Source organism: Amycolatopsis sp. NPDC004079, assembly GCF_040610415.1.
In the GTDB taxonomy this organism is placed as follows: domain Bacteria; phylum Actinomycetota; class Actinomycetes; order Mycobacteriales; family Pseudonocardiaceae; genus Amycolatopsis; species Amycolatopsis halotolerans.
In genome coordinates this window covers 169,924-189,157 of record NZ_JBEXMH010000004.1, presented here as the reverse complement: position 1 = coordinate 189,157, position 19,234 = coordinate 169,924, and the positions used below count along the sequence as shown (strand labels likewise).

12 protein-coding genes are annotated in these 19,234 nt (G+C 67.1%); 7 read left to right on the top strand and 5 right to left on the bottom strand.

What is annotated here, in order from left to right:
* Positions 1-145: 145 nt before the first annotated feature.
* Together ABZX37_RS06110 and ABZX37_RS06105 are read right to left on the bottom strand one after the other, a co-directional pair.
* The gene (locus ABZX37_RS06110) at positions 146-1,027 is read right to left on the bottom strand and encodes a transposase family protein (RefSeq protein WP_354736504.1); all 882 of its coding nucleotides are present in this window, start codon (positions 1,025-1,027) and stop codon (positions 146-148) included.
* Between the two features lie 670 nt (positions 1,028-1,697).
* Complete coding sequence (locus ABZX37_RS06105; protein ID WP_354736502.1) at positions 1,698-2,630, bottom strand: Lrp/AsnC family transcriptional regulator; 933 nt, start codon at positions 2,628-2,630, stop codon at positions 1,698-1,700.
* Positions 2,631-2,771: 141 nt separating this feature from the next.
* Between ABZX37_RS06105 and ABZX37_RS06100 the strand changes: the two genes are divergently transcribed.
* From ABZX37_RS06100 to ABZX37_RS06075, 6 genes are all read left to right on the top strand, one after another.
* Complete coding sequence (locus ABZX37_RS06100; protein ID WP_354736500.1) at positions 2,772-3,071, top strand: hypothetical protein; 300 nt, start codon at positions 2,772-2,774, stop codon at positions 3,069-3,071.
* 77 nt (positions 3,072-3,148) lie between these two features.
* Positions 3,149-4,747, top strand: a complete 1,599-nt coding sequence (locus ABZX37_RS06095; RefSeq protein WP_354736498.1) for an ABC transporter substrate-binding protein — start codon at positions 3,149-3,151, stop codon at positions 4,745-4,747.
* 98 nt (positions 4,748-4,845) lie between these two features.
* Complete coding sequence (locus ABZX37_RS06090) at positions 4,846-6,738, top strand: N-acetylmuramoyl-L-alanine amidase (protein WP_354736497.1); 1,893 nt, start codon at positions 4,846-4,848, stop codon at positions 6,736-6,738.
* A 176-nt stretch (positions 6,739-6,914) separates the two neighbouring features.
* Positions 6,915-8,300, top strand: a complete 1,386-nt coding sequence (locus tag ABZX37_RS06085) for a M20 family metallopeptidase (RefSeq protein WP_354736496.1) — start codon at positions 6,915-6,917, stop codon at positions 8,298-8,300.
* 641 nt (positions 8,301-8,941) lie between these two features.
* Positions 8,942-10,249 (top strand): sodium:proton exchanger, encoded by a 1,308-nt coding sequence (locus tag ABZX37_RS06080; protein WP_354736494.1) that lies wholly within the window; start codon positions 8,942-8,944, stop codon positions 10,247-10,249.
* A gap of 273 nt (positions 10,250-10,522) precedes the next feature.
* Positions 10,523-11,494 carry an AsnC family transcriptional regulator gene (locus tag ABZX37_RS06075; protein WP_354736492.1) on the top strand — a complete coding sequence of 324 codons (972 nt, stop codon included), beginning with the start codon at positions 10,523-10,525 and terminating at the stop codon, positions 11,492-11,494.
* A gap of 339 nt (positions 11,495-11,833) precedes the next feature.
* Here ABZX37_RS06075 and ABZX37_RS06070 read toward each other — a convergent pair whose 3' ends face one another.
* Positions 11,834-11,971: a hypothetical protein gene (locus ABZX37_RS06070; protein ID WP_354736490.1), complete on the bottom strand. Its 138-nt coding sequence runs from the start codon at positions 11,969-11,971 to the stop codon at positions 11,834-11,836.
* A 774-nt stretch (positions 11,972-12,745) separates the two neighbouring features.
* The gene (locus ABZX37_RS06065; protein ID WP_354736488.1) at positions 12,746-14,389 is read right to left on the bottom strand and encodes an amidohydrolase; all 1,644 of its coding nucleotides are present in this window, start codon (positions 14,387-14,389) and stop codon (positions 12,746-12,748) included.
* Positions 14,390-14,924: 535 nt separating this feature from the next.
* Between ABZX37_RS06065 and ABZX37_RS06060 the strand changes: the two genes are divergently transcribed.
* Positions 14,925-16,205: an MFS transporter gene (locus ABZX37_RS06060; RefSeq protein WP_354736486.1), complete on the top strand. Its 1,281-nt coding sequence runs from the start codon at positions 14,925-14,927 to the stop codon at positions 16,203-16,205.
* A 905-nt stretch (positions 16,206-17,110) separates the two neighbouring features.
* Here the strand turns inward: ABZX37_RS06060 and ABZX37_RS06055 are convergent.
* Positions 17,111-19,228, bottom strand: coding sequence for a hypothetical protein (locus ABZX37_RS06055; RefSeq protein WP_354736484.1), 2,118 nt, complete (start codon positions 19,226-19,228; stop codon positions 17,111-17,113).
* Between the last annotated feature and the right edge of the window lie 6 nt (positions 19,229-19,234).

Below are 19,234 nucleotides of genomic sequence, written 5' to 3'. Positions count from 1 at the left end.
CTTGCGCAAGTGTAAGACTGGCGGCGCTTCGACTCCATGGTGCGAATGGCTGCTCCGCCGGCAAGGAAAATTCTGAGCATCGACACTGGGGTTGTTTCATCGTGGTTTGTGCTGGTGGGGTTGGGTTGTGGGGGTGTGGTAGTGCTTAGGCCGGGTTGGTTTGGGCGTGGTCGCGGGTGTGTTGTTCGTGGTGGGTGAGGACGAGCAGGGCGCGCAGCAGGGTGGTGGCGTGGCGGGTGTCGAGTCGGAGTTTGTCGAGGACGCGCCAGTTTTTGAGGGCGGCGAAGCCGCCCTCGACCGCGCAGCGCATCGCGGCGAACGCCGCGTTCGCCTGTTTCTGTCCTGTGGTGAGGGGACGGTTGGTTTCGGCTTTGTAGGGGGTGAGCACGATCTGCTCGCAGGCCCCGCCGCAGTCCGGGCAGTCGCGGGCGGTGCGGATGTCTTTGTGCCAGCCGTGGAATCCTTTGTCTCCGGCCGGGGTCAGGCCGTGGGCGTGGAGGCGTTCGCGGATCCGCAACCGGCGGGCGGCGGTGATGTCGGCGGTGCGGCCCGGCAGGACCGCGGAGACCCACAACAGCCGGCCGTGTTCGTCGGTCAGGGCGAGCACGACCAGCCCGTGCTGTTTGTGCTTGCCGCTGTAGTGGGCCCGGTTGGCGCGTCCGGTGCGGCGCCGGGTGCGGATCAGGGTGCCGTCCACCAGCACCGCTGACGCGCCGCGCGCGGCCTGCCGTCGCAGGACCCGGTCCAGCCGGGCGGCGCGGGCGGCGAGCAGGGCGATGACTTCCAGCACCCAGCGGCGCACCGTGGAGGCCGAGACGCCGTGGCCGCCGCCGATGTCGGCCAGCCGCGGGTCGTGGCGCAGCACCACCAGCGCCTGCCCGGCAGGCGTCGCCTTGCGCCAGCGTGACCTCATCCCACGGCGCCGGACGCGGATCAACCCGGCGACCACGCCCAAGGTCTGCCGGGACAGCGGAAGAGCGACCTGGTGGGAAAGAGGGCCGAAGCCCTCGGCGGATGGTTGACTCACATCTCGATCCTGCCGAGGGCTTCACCCATGCCCACGCCGCCACGCCGGTCCCGCACCAAACCCGGCCACCACAGCCAAAACACACCCGCTCAACCACACCCACCAGCAACAACCACGATGAAACAACCCCACTGTGCGAGCACCGGTGTTGGCCGGCAGCGTCGTTCGAGGTGCTGTGCTTGCCGAATGGCCCCAGATCGGCAACAGCGAGCGTTGCGATCAGCGATGGAGCGTGAGGCGCTGGCGTGTTCCCGCCAATCCGGTTCGGAAGCCATCGCTCTGGCGGGTACACCAAGTCGCGCTGGGTTCGTCGAGCGGACGGCACACCGGATGGGCGGCCGTGTGCTCGCCTGCGTTCCCCGCCTCGCCCGCCGAGCCGCACGACGCGATCGCAGTTCGATTCAGTCTCTTCGACGGTCCGCTCCCGACAGCCGAAGACAAGGGCAGCCTCCGTACATGGCCTGGCGAGAACCGGACGTCAAGACGAGCCGGGCGACGGGAGGCGCCTTTTCGGCTTCGGAGTGAGGATTCAGGTGACAGGCCGCGGGGTGCGTGCTCGCCTCAGTCCCGGTACGCACGGAGGACGGCCGTCATCCGTCCCGCGTCTCGTCGTGTTCGCCTGGCAGGTCGCTTGGCCAATCGGCTCGACGCGGGCTTTCTGCTGATGCCATCAGTCTTCTGTCTTCAGCGGGAACTGGATGCTGAACAGCGGCACTTGCCCGACGGAGCGTCCTTCCGCGTCGAGCATCCTGCCCATCAGTTTTACCGGGCGTGCCGTGACGGCGCGGTCGACTACCTCCAGGCGGGGGAACCTCGCCGCGAGCGTGTCTTCCAAAGCGCCAATCTGGCGTTGGGACGTCAGCCAGGCGATGCGCAGCACGTTCGCTTCGCCGCTGACGCCGGCGCACATCCGGGTCTCCGGCAGGGCCGCGAGCGCTTGCGCGGCGGCCTCGAGCTGATCCGGCTGTACCCGGATCCGCAGCATCGCGGTGACCGGCGCGGCCGAGAGCGAGCGGGCGATCTCGCAACGCAGGATCAGCGTCCCTGAGGCGAGGAGCACGGCGAGCCGCCGGCGTACGGTCGTCTCCCCTGTTCCGATGCGGGCGGCGATCTCCGATGCCGGGGACCGGAGAAGGGCGTCGCGACGGCCCGGCGGAATCGCGCGCACCCGCCAGGTGCTGCCCTCTCGGAACAGGCGGGTCAGGACGTGCGTGCGGCTGGAGACCGCGTCGGACACCGCGGAGAGCTGGTGCGTCAGGTACTCCGCGAGGTCCTGCAGCGACCGGGTGACGACGTGCACCAGCAGGTCGTACCGACCGTCGGTGCATTCGACACTGGTCACGCGGGAGTCGGCGGCCAGCCTCCGCGCAATGTCCAGAGCACAGCCGGGCGCACAGACGATCTCGACGAAGCCCAGCACTGCCTGACCGCGTGGATCACCGCCGCGGTAGGCGGTGATCCACGCATCTCCTCGTTCGACCAGCCGCTGCCATCGGCGCGCGGCGGTGACGGCGCTCATTCCGGCCGCCTTCGCGACCGACGACCAGGGCGCACGGGGCCCGGACTGAAGCGCGTCGACCAGCTTGAGATCGTCCTCGCTCAACAGATGGCGGATTCCTTTATCAAACGGGATTTTCGCGGCTGATCCGTGAAAATCCGGGTCGCAATGCCGCAGCATGGAACATCATCGCATCACGCTAGATACCCCGGGAGCCACTTGATGCGCCTTTTTCCCAGTGCGGCCATGTCCGAGCGCGAACTGCTTGTGCCGCATGACTCGAGCGTCCCGCTGAAGCCGTTCTCCGCGAGGCCCCGGCATGCCGAGTCCGAGAACGAAAGAGCGTCGGCAAAGATCTCGCACCGCAACACATTCTTGCGGTCAGCTATGCATCGGATCGGCCTGACCGCGCTGCCGGCTTCCGCGCGCAGCGTCACATCCGCTTGCCTGCTCCAGGGTCCGATCCGCTGCGCTGAAGGCGAGGAAACCATGGGAATTTCGGGCCGGGAACTGCCGAACCGGCATCTCTGCCGTGCTTTCGCGTGACTTCGCACCACCGTGATTTTCTCGTTCTCGCACTCCTGCCTTCGTCAGGATTCACTGTTTCCGGGAGGACCTGAGCAATGCCGTTCTCCCCCAGATCCCGGGCGCGTCGCGCCCGCACGTGCATCACCGCGGTCGCGATGCTGGTTCTGGCCGCGTGCGACCGCTCCCCGTCCGGCGGCACCCCGCCGGGCCGAGCGGTCAGTCTGGAGTACTTCGTCGCGCCGTCGACCTTCGATCCCGCCGCAGGCAGAGCGCTCGACGACTACATCGGCGCGAACCTGCTGTTTTCCACGCTCACGGCGCGCGACTTCGACGGCACGATCATCCCGAATCTCGCGTCTGGCTGGAGCGCGAGGTCGGCCTCGGAGTACTCACTGACCATCCGCGACGACGCTGTCTGCGCCGACGGCACGAAGATCACACCGGCGGTCGTCGCGGCCTCCCTGGCCTACTACGCAGACAACGGCAACGACGCGCATCCTTCCGCCGCTCCGGTGTTCGGCTTGGGGAAGACGACGATCACCGCAGATGATGCGGCCAGAACCGTCTCGATCACGCTCGGCCGGCCCAACAGCGAGTTCCTCGCCGCGCTGTCCGTGCCGCAGGCCGGGATCATCTGCCCCGCCGGTCTCGCCGACAAGGCGGGGCTGGCAGCAGGCTCGGTGAGAGGCGCGTTCTCCGGTCCGTACACTCTCGGCTCGGCAAAGCCGGGGGCCGAATACTCCTACGATCTGCGCCCAGGCTTCACACAGTGGGTCAAGTACGCCAAGATTCTGCCGGGCGTGCCGCCCGGCAGAATCGTTTTCGGCATCCGTGCCGATCCGTCGACCACCGCGAGCAAACTTCTCTCCGGCGGTCTCGACATCGGTTCCGCCACCGGCGACACCATCCGCCGGTTCGCGGGCCGCAGCGACTACAACCGAGTCAATCTGATCATCGCAAGCGTGTACGTGGCTTTCAACGAGACACCCGGCCGCTACTTCGCAGGCAAGCCGGAGGCGCGCAAAGCAGTCGCGCAGGCGATCGACCGCGCGGCCTTCACCATGATCTTTTCCAACGATCTCAGCCCGATCTTCAATTCGGTGATTCCGAGGGACTACAAGTGCGCGCTCGAAGACCCTTCTCTGGTCCCGGCACCGGACCCGGCCGCGGCCGCGGCGGTGCTTCGAGGAGCCACCGTCAAGTTCCCTGCCTCGATGGGATTCGGCGACCGGGGAAAGGGCGCTGACTACCTGCAGAAGGCGCTCACCGGTGCGGGTGCCGCCGTCGAACTGACCAAGCACGACAACGCGTCCTGGGTCGCCACGATCCAGAACGCCCAGGCGGACTGGGACATGACCCTGATGTCGGACGTCAACGCGCTGAACCTGATGAGCCCGTCGCTGACCAGAGTGATCGGCCCCAGCTACCAGGCGGGCGGGCGCAACGTGACCGCGTCGAAGAACCCGGACGGCGAAGCGGCTGTCGCCGCAAGCCAATCGGCTACCGATCCGAGAGAGCGGTGCAGGCAATTCAAGATCGCACAGAGGTCTGTGCTGTCCCGCCAGGACGTCGTCCCGTTGGCGGGCATCGCGTCGAGCCTCGTCTCGGTCCCGGATGTGACGATCGAGGCGCCCGCGGGCAGTGCGAACTACGCGACCATCCGACTGGCGAACACGACACACCCCACTGGTTGACGAAGACGCTGGTCCCCGCACGGCGGCCTCGCACCGCACCGCCGATCGGCATTCCTGTCTTCCGACCCAACAGACCTCGACATTGGGGGTACCCGCTCATGCCGCGATCTTGCCGTCCCGTCACCCTCGAACCGCCCCGGCACCGGTCCACCCGGACCGTCGGACTCGCGATCCTCAGCGTCGCCGGTCTCCTGTCCGCGGTCCCCGCCGACGCTGCCCCGGCGGATCAGCAGCGTCAGCGGGACTTCGCGGCCGCTGCCGGAGAGTTCGACGTCCCCGAGAACGTTCTGCTCGGAGTGTCCTACATGGAGTCACGCTGGGACTTCAACGCCGGAGCCCCGAGCACTTCCGCCGGATACGGCCCGATGCACCTGACCGACCTGCGAGAAGCAGGCACCGGCGCGCATCATGACAAAGGCCACGAGGACCCGCGCGGAGACGATGCCCGCCAGGTGAAACTCCTGTCGGCCCCGGCACCGCAGTCTCCCCCGCCGAGCCTGCAGACCATCGATGAGGCAGCCGCGCTGATCGGCGAGGACGCCGCGACGTTGCGTACGAACCCTGCCCGGAACATCCGCGCGGGTGCCGCTCTGCTGGCGAAGTATCGGCGTGAATCCGGCAGTTGGAACGCTGCCGTCGCGCGCTACAGCGGCGCGAAAGACTCAGCGGAAGCGCAGGCTTTCGTCGACGAAGTCTTCGACACTATTTCCCAGGGCATCAGCCGCAGAACCGACGAAGGTCAGAGCGTCAGGCTTACCGCCACGCCAGTGAGTCCTCTGCGCGCCCGGTCCGACAGCCCTAAGACAGAATGTCCGAACACAACCTCATGCCTGTCGATGCCGGCGCCGTACCAGGAGCTGCCGAACAACGACTACGGCAACCACGACAAGGCGGACCGGCCGAAGAGCCAGAAGGTCGAATACATCGTTGTCCACGACACCGAGGTCGGGTGGGACGAGGCGTTGCGTCTGGTCCAGGATCCGACGTACGTGAGCTGGCACTACACGATCCGGTCGGCAGACGGCCGGATCGTGCAGCACGTGCCGACCAAGGACGTCGCCTGGCACGCGGGAAACTGGTACGTCAACGCGAAGTCCGTCGGCATCGAGCACGAGGGCTTCGCCGCGACAGGCACTTGGTACACGGAGGCGATGTACCGCGCCTCCGCGAAGCTCGTCGGCTATCTCGCCCGGAAGTACGACATCCCGCTCGACCGTGCGCATATCCTCGGCCACGACAACGTTCCCGGCACGACGCCTGCGGCGATCAAGGGCATGCATTGGGATCCGGGCCCGTACTGGGACTGGGCACACTACTTCGACCTGATGGGCGTGTCCCTGTCCGGCTCCGGCCGTCCCGGTTCGTCGCTGGTGACCATCACGCCGGACTACGCCGCGAACCAGCCCGCGTTCACCGGCTGCGAAACCGCCGGAAAGCCCTGTCCGGCACGAGGATCCGGTTCGGTAGTGCTGCGCAGCGAGCCGAACGACTCGGCGCCTCTGCTCCGGGACGTCGGCCTGCGCCCGGACGGCTCGGCGAGCACGCTGGACGTTTCCGACACCGGCAGCCGGGCGGAAACCGGCCAGCAGTACGTGGTCGCCGAACGGCGTGACGGCTGGACAGCGATCTGGTACCTCGGACAGAAGGGCTGGTTCCGCGACGCTCATGCGACGAGCCCGGCGTTCGGCCTGGCCGTCACGCCGAGAACCGGCCTGGCGACCGTACCTGTCTTCGGGCGCGCGTTTCCCGAAGCGGAGGCCTACCCGACGAGCGTGCCACGGCAGCAGGTCGTCCCGCTGCCGTACACGTTCTCAGCCGGACAGCGGTACTCGCTCGGGAACGTGCTCGGCTCCGAATACTACTGGGCGGCGACGTTCGACCCGGCACAACACGTGGTGGTTAAGGGCAAGACATGCTATGTGCAGATCCAGTTCGGACACCGCATCGCCTTCGTCAAGGCGGACGACGTCCAGCTCGTCCCCGTGCTTTGACCCGCGCCCGCCTTCGGGGCGGATCGCGTTCAGTCCATGCAGGACGACCGGCGCGAGAGCGGGTCCGGGATCCAGGTCCTGCCGGGCCGGCGACGACAGGATCGACCGGCACGAAACACGCAGGCTCCGTTGCGGCATTGCCGAGCGGCACTCGGCACGAATCTGGAGGCAACGCGGTGATCCCCACAGAACTGGCCTCGAAGGCACGGAAATACGTCGACTCCGGAGCGTTCTTCACCGAACTCGCCGAGCTTGTCCGGTATCCGACCGTAAGCGATCATCCGTTCGGCCACGTCGCCATCAACGAATACCTCTACGAGGTCCTGGCACCGGCGCTGACCGCGCTCGGCTGTTCGGTAGCGATGCATCCGAATCCGAACCCGGCCGGCGGCCCGTTCCTGATCGGCACCCGCATCGAGTCCCCGGAGCTGCCGACGCTCCTGTGCTACGGCCACGCCGACGTCGTCGACGGGCACGAGGGTCGATGGAGCGAAGGCCGGGACCCGTGGACGCTGACCGCCGACGGCGACCGCTGGTACGGCCGCGGGTCAGCGGACAGCAAGGGGCAGCACCTGATCAACTTCACTGCGCTCAGGCTGCTCCTGGCCGAAACGGGCTCGCTCGGGTTCAATCTCAAATTCCTCTTCGAAACGGGTGAGGAAATAGGCTCACCCGGGCTCGACGAGTTTGTCGCGACGCACCGGAAGACCTTGAGCGCCGACGTCCTCATCGCGTCTGACGGCCCTCGCCTGGACGCGGCGACCCCGACGCTGTCCCTGGGAGCGCGAGGCAGCATCCGGATCTCCCTCGACGTGAATCTCCGCCCTGACGCCCACCACTCGGGAAACTGGGGCGGTGTCCTGCGCAATCCCGCCACCACTCTCGCCGGGGCGATCGCCTGCCTCGTCGACGGACACGGCCGCATCCAGGTGCCGGATCTCCTGCCGCCCCCGCTGTCGGGCAGCGTCCGCGAGACGCTCGCCGAGTTCGAGGTCGGCAGCAACCCGGGAGATCCGTCACTGGACGAAGGCTGGGGCGACGCCGGGCTGACCGCGGCCGAACGACTGTATGGCTGGAACACCCTCGAAGTCCTCTCCATCGGCGCGGCCGACATCAATCGGCCGGTCAACGCCATTCCCGGTCGTGCGCGAGCGACGCTGCAACTGCGCTACGCCGAGGGCACCGACATCGACGGAGTACCCCGGGCGATTGCGAGACATCTTGCCGCACATGGGTTCTCCATGGTTGATGTCACCGCCGAAGAAGGCTTCCGCCCCAGCCGGACTCTGGTCGACGACCCGTGGGTCGGCTGGGCGAAGGGCGTTCTCGCCGAGGTTGCCGGCCGTCGGGTCGCGGTACTGCCGAGCTTCGGAGGGGGACTGCCGAATCATGTGTTCACCAACGTCCTCGGCATCTCGACACTGTGGCTGCCGCACTCCTATCCCGGATGCCTGCAGCACGCACCCGACGAGCACCTGCTCAAGCCCATCGCGCGTGAAGGCATCGTCCTCGCCGCCGCGCTGTTCCACTCGCTGGGTCGCCACGGCCGGGAGGCATCGTAATGCGCCGGCAACGCCGCAGGGCGGACCTGGCCGAAGCACGCCTCTTGTGGCCTGATCGGTCATGAAGTTCGCAGCGCTCTCCCGATGCAACCAGGCTCGACGGCGAACATCCGCGAAGATCATGTTTTGCTGCCGCGAAGTCCAGCCTGCCGCTGATTCCCAACTTTTGGTCCGGCCTGCACTGGCCCGCGCCGGCTTGACCGGACGGTTCGGCCGTCCGCCCCTGCCTGTCCGGACAATCACCGGAACGGGTACGAACGGCAACACCTCGGCTCGGCACGGTCAGCACCGGACCGCGAGCAGATGCCTCTTGGCGCGTATTGCGCGAAGGGTGCTTCCGGGTAACCGGCTTGCAGCACGAGCGCGGGAATATGGTCTCCCTGTCTCATGTTTTCGGTGCTCCGAAAACGCGTTTTCCGGCGGCGACGATTCCGTTTCTCGGAACGGCGGCAGCGCGGGAAACGGTTGCGGAAACTCCGGCTCGCCTGGAATCGTCAGGTTCGTTCCGAAGGGGAGTAACCCGCAAGCCTGTGGTCGACATGCTGAGAGCCCTCGTGCTCTCCGGCCACCGGACCCGTGCGCAACCACGGGTGGGTGAGACCTTCGGCCAGCCCGGATACGCCTGGCCGAGACCCCTTTGGATGTCGCGGCGAGGCCGGACCACGTCACGAAAGGACCCGGTTCTCGTGTTCGCCAAACTGCTGCGCCCGATCGGCCTGTGCGTCGCGTTGACAGCGCCCGCGCTCGTACTGCGCCTGTCCGGCGCGGCGCCGAGCCCGGTGGCGGGACTGGCGCTGTTCGGCCTGGCCGTGGTCGCCGCGTCGTTCGTCCTGGCCTGGGCCGCGGAAGCGGCGCAGGTCGACATCTCCGGCGGTCTCGCGATCGCGATCCTCGCCGTGATCGCGGTCCTGCCCGAGTACGCGGTCGACCTGTACTTCGCCTACACCGCAGGCTCGAACCCCGAATACGTCGCCTACGCCGCGGCCAACATGACCGGCTCGAACCGACTGCTGCTCGGACTGGGCTGGTCGGCGGTCGTGCTGATCGGCCTCGCGATCGCCCGCAAACGCACCGGCAAAGCGGTGCGCGAGTTGACCCTGGACTCGCCGTACCGGGTCGAACTGGGATTCCTGGCGGTTGCCTCGGTCGTCGCGTTCCTCGTCCCGGCAACCGGGCAGATCTCCCTGATCCTGGGGTTCGCGCTGCTCGGGTTCTTCGTGTTCTACCTGTGGAAAGTCTCCCGCGCCGAAGCCGCGGAACCGCACCTAGCAGGCCCCGCCGCCACCATCGGCGCACTCCCCGCGCGGCGACGGCGGATCCTGGTCGTCGCCCTGTTCGTGTTCGCCGCCGTGGTCATCCTCGCCTGCGCCGAACCCTTCGCCGACAATCTCATCGCCGCCGGCACTCAACTCGGGATCGATCGGTTCCTGCTCGTGCAGTGGCTAGCTCCGCTGGCCTCGGAGGCCCCGGAGTTCATCGTGGCGATCCTCTTCGCCGTCCGCGGCAAAGCCGACGACGCGATCGGCACACTGATCTCCAGCAAAGTCAACCAATGGACCCTGCTCGTGGGCAGCCTCCCCATCGCCTACCTGATCGGCGGCGGAGGCACCGCCCTGCACCTGGACGGCCGCCAAATCGAAGAGTTCCTGCTCACCGCCGCCCAAACCCTGCTCGGCGTCGCCGCACTGCTGGCGTTGCGGTTCCCACGCTGGGCCGCCTGGACCCTGCTCGGGCTGTTCGCCGCGCAATTCGCCCTGTCAGGCCAGACCGCCCGCTACATCCTGTGCGGCATCTACGCCGCCCTCGCCCTCGCCGCGCTGATCCGCAACCGCCGACACGTCCTGCCGACCCTCGCGGCCCCTTTCCGCCCGCTGCTCACCAGCGCCCTCGGCCCGGGCAAACGCACCCCTGCTGCCGCAGCCTCCGGAAACTGTCCCCATAACCAGTAAAAATGTGCCGCGGTGAGATCTGTTCAGGAGAACCACAGCCCAGACCAAGGAACCCCGCCGCCGAACCGTGTCGACCGCGACGAAACGATGTTCAACGCGGAATGTTGCGCTGCCGGAACAGGATGGCGAACCGCAGAAAAATACGGACCTTCGCGGCCCGATCAGCACACGGGAAGATCGGGCACGAAAGATGCCGCACAAAACTGCCGCCGATGTCGGGGCAATGGCGAAGATCGGCCAAACAAGGCCGGGAAGCATCGAGGAATCAGTCGAATGCTCACGAAGAACGACCTGGAACTCGTCGACGCCCTGCAAGCGGACCCCCGCGCTCCGTGGTCGTCGATCAGCGCGGCCGCCGGGATCAGCGCGGTGACGGCCACCCGCCGATGGCAGCGCTTGTCCGAGCGACGCGACGCATGGTTTGCCGCCTACCCGGGCAGCAGCCTGCGCAAGCGCATGGTGCTGGCCTTCGTCGAAATTGACTGCATGCCAGGCCAATCGCTGGCTGTCGCCCTGGCGCTAGCCGACGACCCGAACGTCGCGAGCATCGACCACATCGCAGGACGGTGCGATCTGCTGGTGCACGTCCTCGCCTCGTCGCCGCACGACCTGAGAAGCTATCTCGACTCTCGGCTAGCAGGGCTGCCCGGCGTGATCGCGAACCGGGCCCTCGTCTCGCCCTGCATACTGTCCGACGGCAGCAGCCGGCGAGCACGACGTGACGGCGAGCCTGATTGGCACTCCCCCGTGTCCCTCCGGTTCGGATCGCTCGACCGCGCCCTCGTGCATGCTCTCGGCGAAGACGGCCGTGCTCCCGCAGCGGCGCTCGCAGTGCGGCTCAACGTAAGCGAAACCACGGTCCGACGCAGGATGACCGTCCTTCTCGAATCCGGCGCGCTCGTACTTCGCTGCGAGATAGCCCGTTCGCTGTCACCAGCACCGGTAACAGCGACGTTGTGGATACAGGTGCCACCCGACCGGCTCGACTCTGCAGGCCAATCGCTGGCCGCGCTGCCGGAGTGTCGGATGTGCGCCGTGGTGAACGGCACCGCCAACCTGCTCCTCATCGCGTCCCTCTCGTCGGAATACCAGGTCATAGCCCTGGAGAACTCCTTGACCACGACGCGGCCCTGGCTCAGGATCGTCGGCAGGGCGATCACCCTGCGTCCAGTCAAGCTGATGGGCCGACTGCTCGACGACGACGGACGCTCGGTCAAATACGTGCCCCTGGCTCTCCCACGGTGAAATGCCCGAGGGCCGCTCTACGACCACAATCCGACCAGTCCGATCTGAACTTCTCGCCCCGCGGGCGAGGTGCTCATCAACACCCGGGATCGCAGTCATTGCTGGGTCAGCATCAAGTTGTTCGCGTTCCCCGGGGTCTGTCGATGACCGGACGGTGCTGGGGCTGCTGCTGCGGCACGGCCGCTAGAGGGATGACTACGCCGGCGGCGGAGACAATCCGACCGCCCCGGCGCACGCCCGCTACCAACTTGGACCTGATCACCCTCGATTCGTTCGCACTAGCCGACCCCGCCGTCGAGGAGCAAGTCTTTCGCACCTGGGCCGGGGCAACCCGATCAGCTACCCGCCGCCCAGGAACAGATGGAACGTGAACTCTACGCGCGCCCGCACCGCGCCACCAGCGTCTGCCGCCTGGCTGACCTCGGCGAGAACGCCTACCACGAGTGCGGGCGGGCCGTAGCCTTCAGCGGGTTCCATGAACTGGTCCTCATCGACCGCGGTGCTGGCGCTGGCGGTGGCCAGCGATGACTAAGCTGCGCAGGGAAGCCCGCGCACACCATCGTGCCAGCAGCGGCAGTGGCCACCGTCCCCGGCCCACAAACGGCTGAGTCCTTGAACCCTGCCCCGGGGGTGCCTGGGCGTGAATTTCGGCAAAGTCGCCCGCAAGGGGCGCGACCAATCATTGCCCTTCCCCCATCGCGTCTCGGCCCTGCGGTCATGTACGCAGCTGCATCGCCTATCCGGCTTCCCGCTCAGGCCGCGCTGCGATTCCCGCGACCAGCGACCGATCCCGACGCCACGGCCCACTGCCACCGCCCAGCCCCGCTGGAAGCTGAGGCCGAGGTACCGCTCGAGGTCTGCTGGCCAGGACGGCAAGCTGACATCATCAACTCCCGTGAGGTTCTCGCGACCATCTCACCCGCCGCCCCGCACAAGCGGCCGTGGCTGAACGGGCAGGAGATCGTCGGCACCTCGCGACTGCGAGTGGAAGCGTTAGACCGCCAGGCAGACGAGCCCGGCGCTTCCGTCAGGACCTGCGTAGCCGGGCTCGTGCCGTCAGAAATGCCCGACCGCGCACCACGACGCGAGATTCCCCTGCCAGACAATGAGATAGTAGCGATCGTGTCGGAGCTGCATGACCTCGATTCGCCAACGGTGGCAGAGCAAGAGCACCAGAGCAGACGAGGATTGTCTGCATGCCTGGCAATGTTTTCATCACTCGCCACGAGGCTGATTGCGTGGCTCCGCATGTCATTCCGCGGTGTACACCGGTCGGCCGGCGAACCAAGTCTCCACAGCCCGGGTTTCGGCGAGGCTGGCTGCGGGGACGTCGAACGGGTTTTGGTCGAGCACCACGAAGTCCGCCGACTTGCCGGGTGTCAGCGATCCGGTCACGTCGTCGACGCCCATCGCTTTGGCCCCGTTCAGCGTGAACACCGCAATCGCTTCCTGAAGCGTGATTGCCTGTTCCTCCCAGAGCGCGCCCGGACGTTGCTGGGTCGGATCCCGACGAGTGACCAGGCCTTGGATGCCGTCCCAGGCGTGCGGCGATGGGCTGACCGGCCAGTCGGACCCGCCAGCGATCAGCGCTCCGGCATCGAGCAGGGAGCGGTTCGGGTGCAGTCGGCTGGAGAACCCGGCGGGCAGCACTGCGGCGATAGCGGCCGGGATCACGCCGGGCACCCAGATGAACGGCGAGATATCCGCGGCAATAGCGAGAGCGGCGAACCGCGGTACGTCGTCGGGATGCACGAACTGGCCGTGCGCGATCTGAAACTTCGCGTTCCAATTCCCCTCCTGCCGTACGATCTCGATGGCGTCGAGCGCTGCGCGCACCGAGGCGTCCCCGGCGCAGTGGATCTTCGCACCCAGCCCGGCTGCGGCGGCCAGGTGCAGCCAGTGCACCAACTCACCGGGCGACATGGCGGTGCCGCCGCGGTGGCATGCTCCATGCACCTCATCAGGAAGATAAGGCTCGAGGAACGCCGCCGTGCGTGTGGGCGGCACGCCGTCGAGGAAGATTTTCACGAAGTCGGGGCGATGATGCTGGCTTCGGTACTGCTCGCCGACCGCGATCAGGGCCTCGCCGGTAAGGTCGAATCCGAAGATCTGGTCGTTGATCAGCATGGACGTGACCACCCATGCGGACAGTTCTCCGGCTGTGTCGAGTGCGTGCAACGAAGACAGAATGTCCGTCGATACCGCCGCGTCTTGGAACGCCGTAATTCCGTGAGAGTGCAAGATCTCGATCGCCCGCCGGGACGCGGAGACGTGCTGGTGTTCGGTGAGGCCTTGCGCCGCTCGCGCGATACGTTCCACGGACTGGCCCGCGGCCTCCAGCAGCAGACCGGACGGTTCGCCGGTCGCACGGTCGCGCACGATGATCCCGCCGTCCGGATCGGGGGTGTCCCGGTCGATGCCTGCGACACGCAGTGCCGCGGTGTTCGCCCACCGGTTGTGCCCGCTGTCGTCAGCGAGCAGCACCGGCCGATCCGCGGCCGCCGCGTCCAAGGCGCGGCGAGCCGACTCGCGGGACACGGCTTCGACCAGAGTGGAACCCCATCCGTGCCCGATAACCCATTCGCCGGGAGTGAGCTCCGCAGCGCGCTCCCGCACGGCGGTGAGCACCTGAGCGAAACCGAGATCGGCGGACAGCGACAGCTCGAACAACTCGGCTTGGCCGGCCCGGGAGTGGTGGTTGTGCACGTCGACCAATCCGGGCATCACGAACGCCCCGCCTAGGTCGCGCACTTCGGTGTCCTTTCCTCGATGTTCTGCGACGTCGTCGCCCACGGCCAGCACCAGGCCGTCGGCGACGGCGACCTCGGCAGCCCACGGCTTCTCGGCTGCGACGGTGTAGACCGTCGCATTGGTCAAGATCAGTTCCGCGCTCACCGCGCACCTCCGGTGTCCACAATGGCGATGTTCATGGTTGACGTCTTGGCCGCCGGATCTCAATCTGCCTGCTGCTCGCGGACATCGGCCGACCTCTGACCCTGCAGCGCCGACCGCATCCGATCCCGGCCCTTCCCGATCGAACGATAAACCAGATGCGGACCGTCAATACGGCGGAGAGCAACAAAGCCTCGCCGAGCGGCCCGACCGGACCCGCCTGCGTCTCTGTCGGCAGGGGATGCGACTCGGCTGGATGGCTACGACGCAGTTGCACTCCCGGCGATCCGCCGAGCTGGCAGTCGCGGACAGCACTGGCAATTCCCAGCCTTCGGCAACCGCCTCCTCCGCAGTGCCGACTCAAGATCACCACGCGGATCAAGCCATCGTCACCGCCGCCAGAACGGTATTGCGGGGAAACACAATCGCCTCGCCGGGAAGGACAAGTGCTTCGATCCCATGACTGTCTACGTTGCTAGCAATCGACAGGCGTGTCCGGTACTGGTGCTTAGCGGCGTACAGCAAGGACGGAGTGACAGTGAGCAAGGAACAAATGTCTGCACAGGCCGAAGAACAGTCCACAATGGACTTCGAGCGGTCGGTCGGCGCAGGGTTCGTGGTGGCTTATGCGCTCGCGACATTAGGTGTCTACATCGCAATGCTGACGCCGGCGTCGATCAGCTTGTCGTTGCGGGTTGCCCAGCTTGTCCCTCAGGACGCCGCAGGGTCGCTCGCGACGATCGCTTCGATCGGCGGAGTGTTCGCACTGATCGGCAATCCGCTGTTCGGGCTCATGAGCGATAGGTGCACATCCCGGTTCGGAAGGCGGCGCCCGTTCATTCTCGGCGGACTCCTCGCCGCAGTTCCCGCGGTGACGATAATGGGTCTTGTTCCGAATCTGGTCGCAGTGACCATCGCGTGGTGCTGCGCGCAGCTCGCGATCTCCGCCGCACTCGCAGCGACCACTGCGGTGCTGGCCGACCGGGTCCCGGTGCGGCAGCGCGGCCGCATGTCGGGCCTGGTCCAAATCGGGATCTACATCGCGATCTTGCTGGGCACGTTCCTGGTCCAGCTCATGCCCGCAGCGCCAGTGCCGGTGTTCCTCATCCCCGCGCTGCTCGCGGTGGCGCTGGCCACCCCGCTGCTCGCGGTGCTCCGGGAACCAGCACTCGACCGCGCCGACGTGCCGCGTGTCCCGTTGCGCTCGCAGCTGAAGGGTCTCTGGGTCTCGCCCCGGCGGCACCCGGACTTCGGCTGGGCCTGGCTGTCGCGGTTCTTCGTCTACATGGCGGCGTACGTTCCCACGACGTTCCAAGCCCTGCTGGTGATCGACCGGCTGCACACCGACGCGGCCGGTGCGGCGCGCTTCGTATTCCTTTCCGCACTGATCTACACCGGAGGAGTCGCAGGGGGGTCGCTGATCTCCGGCCTGCTCTCCGACCGGTCGGGCCGTTACAAGCCCTTCGTGGTATTCGCTGCGGTCGTGTACGGGATCGGCATGCTGGGAATGGCATTCACCGCGACGTCAACGTTCCTGCTGGCCGGCTCGCTCATCGCCGGAATAGGCATGGGCACCTACGCTTCGGTCGATCTCGCGCTGGTCACGAGGGTGCTCCCGCACCGCGGCAGTGCGGACGCCAAGGATCTGGGGTTGTTCCAGGTCGCGATCGCGCTGGCGAACTCGGTGGTACCAGCCATGGGCCCCGCGCTCCTGGCTATCGGCGGTTCAGGCGCGAACTTCGCCGCGCTGTTCTGCGGCGCCGGCCTTCTCGCCGTAGCCGGCGCACTGCTCGCACTGCCGATCCGGAAGATCCGCTGAACCGCCGCCGGTACCCACCCGCCCGCGCATCTCGGATGGCGGGACTCTTCGGGACACGGTTACGACGGGGCCGCGGGGATGGGACGGCTTCCCCGCGGCGAGTGCAAAAGGTCGCCGGTCTCGCCGAGCAACGGTCGGCGAGACCGGCATGGTCAGGACAGCCCCCGGTCAAGCGTTGCCCAGCGTCCCAGAGACCGTGCCCTCAAAATGTCCCCGAAAGAGTTCCTCGACAAGGGACTGCTGGGGGTCGACCGCCTCGAACGTATCCCCCGGCTGCAGTCAGCCAACGGCAAAGAGCGGCTGCCCGTTAGTCCAGACCGCCAGCTTAGCCAAACCCCGGCGGATCCCGTCGACAAAAACCGACTGAGTCGGCTGATGAACGCAGCACCTCGGGCATGCATCCACGCGACGAGAGAATCCGCAGCTCGCGCCCCGTCTCAAGCGGAACGCCGGAGAGGCACCCTTGCGTCGGCCCGATATCTCCAAAAAAGGAAACGCAATCCAAGACCAGGCGAATTACGCATGACAATGAAGGGCATTCACCCGAAAGGAAAATAGATTTACGAACTTCTCCGCTGTGTTTGCTTTCTTCCCCGAACTCTGCCGAAGCCGATGTGCGTCCAAGACCCTCGACTAGCAAACCACGCAGAGTGCTCAAGACGCCGAAGTGGACGGGCGCGGCATCCATTCACCCGGTGCCACCGGAGGCGACGTGCCGCCCAGCGGTGGCGATACATTGCCGCGCGCGGTGATCCTCAACGGCAACCATGTGGGCCTGAGCGAATTCGCTCGCGGCGCGGCAATGCTCGCGGCTAACAGACCCTGCCGAGCCTCAGCACCTTCGAGATCGATCGCGTCTGCTCCTGGCTGGCGGAAGGCCGACGTGCTTCGAGCGCTTGAGACTTTCATCCGCCGGAAGTGAGGCCAGCCGCGAGCAGGGCCTTCACCGTGACGAACTGTCCGGTCGCAGCGAGGTCGCTCGGCGTGGTGTCCACGAGATAGGCATCTTCTCCTCCCGAGCGGAGATACTCGCCCACTGTTCCGCCGATGCCAGCCGCAGCCTCAGCAGACACAGCAGCCCGCACCCGCACTGCGCGCGGGTCGAACTCGGTCATCAGCGGATCACCGGGGTCGTACTCCCAACCCTCGCGTCCCATCTGCACCGCACCCAAGAGGTCGCGGAGTGCGTTGTTCACCGCTGCCGTTGGGGAATCCGACGCGGCGACTGTCCAAATCAGATCGTCAGCCCGGTCGTCCGGCACTCGCGCGAGAATGACGGGGAACGGCTCGCGGGTCAGGACGAGCAGTTCCACGGCCGAGCCCATTCGACGCAGCGCTCCACGCAAGTAGACGGTGACGTCGTCTTGCCACGGAGACTCGGACGCGACTGGTTCTGCTGGTGCTCCGGCCAGCGCGGCACGCAGCGCGCGGTAAGAGAAGGCGGACAGAAGAGCCGAGTGCACGGCCTCCCCCATAGACCCTCCACATCCACCGCCTGCAGCCGTCCGGTCGAATCCGTGACATTTTTCCGACTGCAGGGGGAACACCGCTTCCCAAGCCACGCCGACAACGTCGTCCGTCGACAGCGAGCGGGCAGGCAACAGGAGACCATCGCCGCAGTCGAGCGGACCCGACCAGATGTCGAGGGCGGACGGAGGGACCGTTCTCGCGAACGCGGAAGCCGATCCGACGGGCGGAACACGGTCGACGCGGTCCGCGTACACGAGGAGCGCCGACTTGATCGCGTTCCGGCGCGCCGCCCGGTTCGACTCGACGTCGACCGCGGTCACCCGCCGGGGCTCGGCGGCCGATCTGCCCAGGCGTACCCGCGCCACCCACAGCGGCGCCTGGCCGATCACGTCGTCGAAGCCCTGAAGGATCCCGACGTGCTGCTGGACCAGCGGCGCGGCGTCCCCGCCGGATTCGCTGACGTCGGCGTCGACCGGCTCGGCTCCGATCGACGGAACCGGCCATTTCCCCACGGCGTTCCCGCTAGAAGCCGGGTGCGGCAGCACCTGCTCAGACCAGGTGTTCAGCGTCGTCAGGTCGTGGACAATCACCGCGCCGTCAGTCTCCGGACGAGCGCAACCGGTGAGGATCCGGAACACTTCGCGGGCCAACGCGCCGCCGAGAACTCGGGAGGCGCGGTCTGTCAGCCGTGTCTGGTCGACGCGCGGTCCTGTGGCGGCGACGGACCGCCAGAACGACGCCAGCGTCCCCAGCCCCCGGTTCCGTTCGAAGTGTCGCAGCGCGCTCAGCCACAGGCCCTGGCCCGAGCCTCCGGCCACCGGACCGATCAACGCCAGCCCGTCGGCTGTCAGCAGCGGTACCACCGCAGGACTCCGGCTCCTGGTCACTGCCTCAAAGAACCGCGTGGCGCAGGTGCCGTCTTCGACAGCGACGACGACGTCGTACTCGGAATCCTGCCGCACAGCCCTGCTCATCGGCCTGATTTCAGTCGCGACGCCATGTGCGGACAGCTCTGCCCTGACTTCCCGCAGCGCCTTCACGAGTCGCGCGGAGCCGGCATCCGATGCTTCGACATGCAGCGTCTGAAGCCCGTTGCGAAGCAACCCGGCCGCGGCGTTCTGCGCAATCAGGCCTGAACCGATCAGCAGCACCTTGCCTGTCCGGTATCGTTCGAAACGGCGGGCCGGGCTGCCGCGATGCTGCGCGATGCAGTCGAGTTGCGCACCGAAGTACTTCCGGGCCGATGCCACCGCAACGCGCTGGTCGGTGTCACCCGCATCACGAGCGAGTCCCAGTTCCAGCAACGCGGCGATCAAACGCTCGGCTGTATCGCGTTGCCTGTCGGTGAACCCCCTGCACAATTCCCTGATCGTCAGCTCGCCGTTGAGGAACGGCCACAGCGCTGTGAGCCACCCGTGCACGGACGGCCCCTTCAAGACGAACTCGCCGTCGGAACTCCGGATCAGGGCACCACCGTCGGCTGCGGCGGCATGCACCACGTCGGCGCGCAGTTCCGGACGCGTATCGAGCGGAACGGAGCGATCAGGGTTCACAGCACC

What these genes read in the sequence shown, in the direction of transcription:
- ABZX37_RS06100 (WP_354736500.1), top strand. Translation starts at nt 2,772, where the DNA reads ATGTCCGAGCGCGAACTGCTTGTGCCGCATGACTCGAGCGTCCCGCTG.
- ABZX37_RS06095 (WP_354736498.1), top strand. Translation starts at nt 3,149, where the DNA reads ATGCCGTTCTCCCCCAGATCCCGGGCGCGTCGCGCCCGCACGTGCATC.
- ABZX37_RS06090 (WP_354736497.1), top strand. Translation starts at nt 4,846, where the DNA reads ATGCCGCGATCTTGCCGTCCCGTCACCCTCGAACCGCCCCGGCACCGG.
- ABZX37_RS06080 (WP_354736494.1), top strand. Translation starts at nt 8,942, where the DNA reads ATGTCGCGGCGAGGCCGGACCACGTCACGAAAGGACCCGGTTCTCGTG.
- ABZX37_RS06075 (WP_354736492.1), top strand. Translation starts at nt 10,523, where the DNA reads ATGCTCACGAAGAACGACCTGGAACTCGTCGACGCCCTGCAAGCGGAC.
- ABZX37_RS06070 (WP_354736490.1), bottom strand. Translation starts at nt 11,971, where the DNA reads ATGGAACCCGCTGAAGGCTACGGCCCGCCCGCACTCGTGGTAGGCGTT.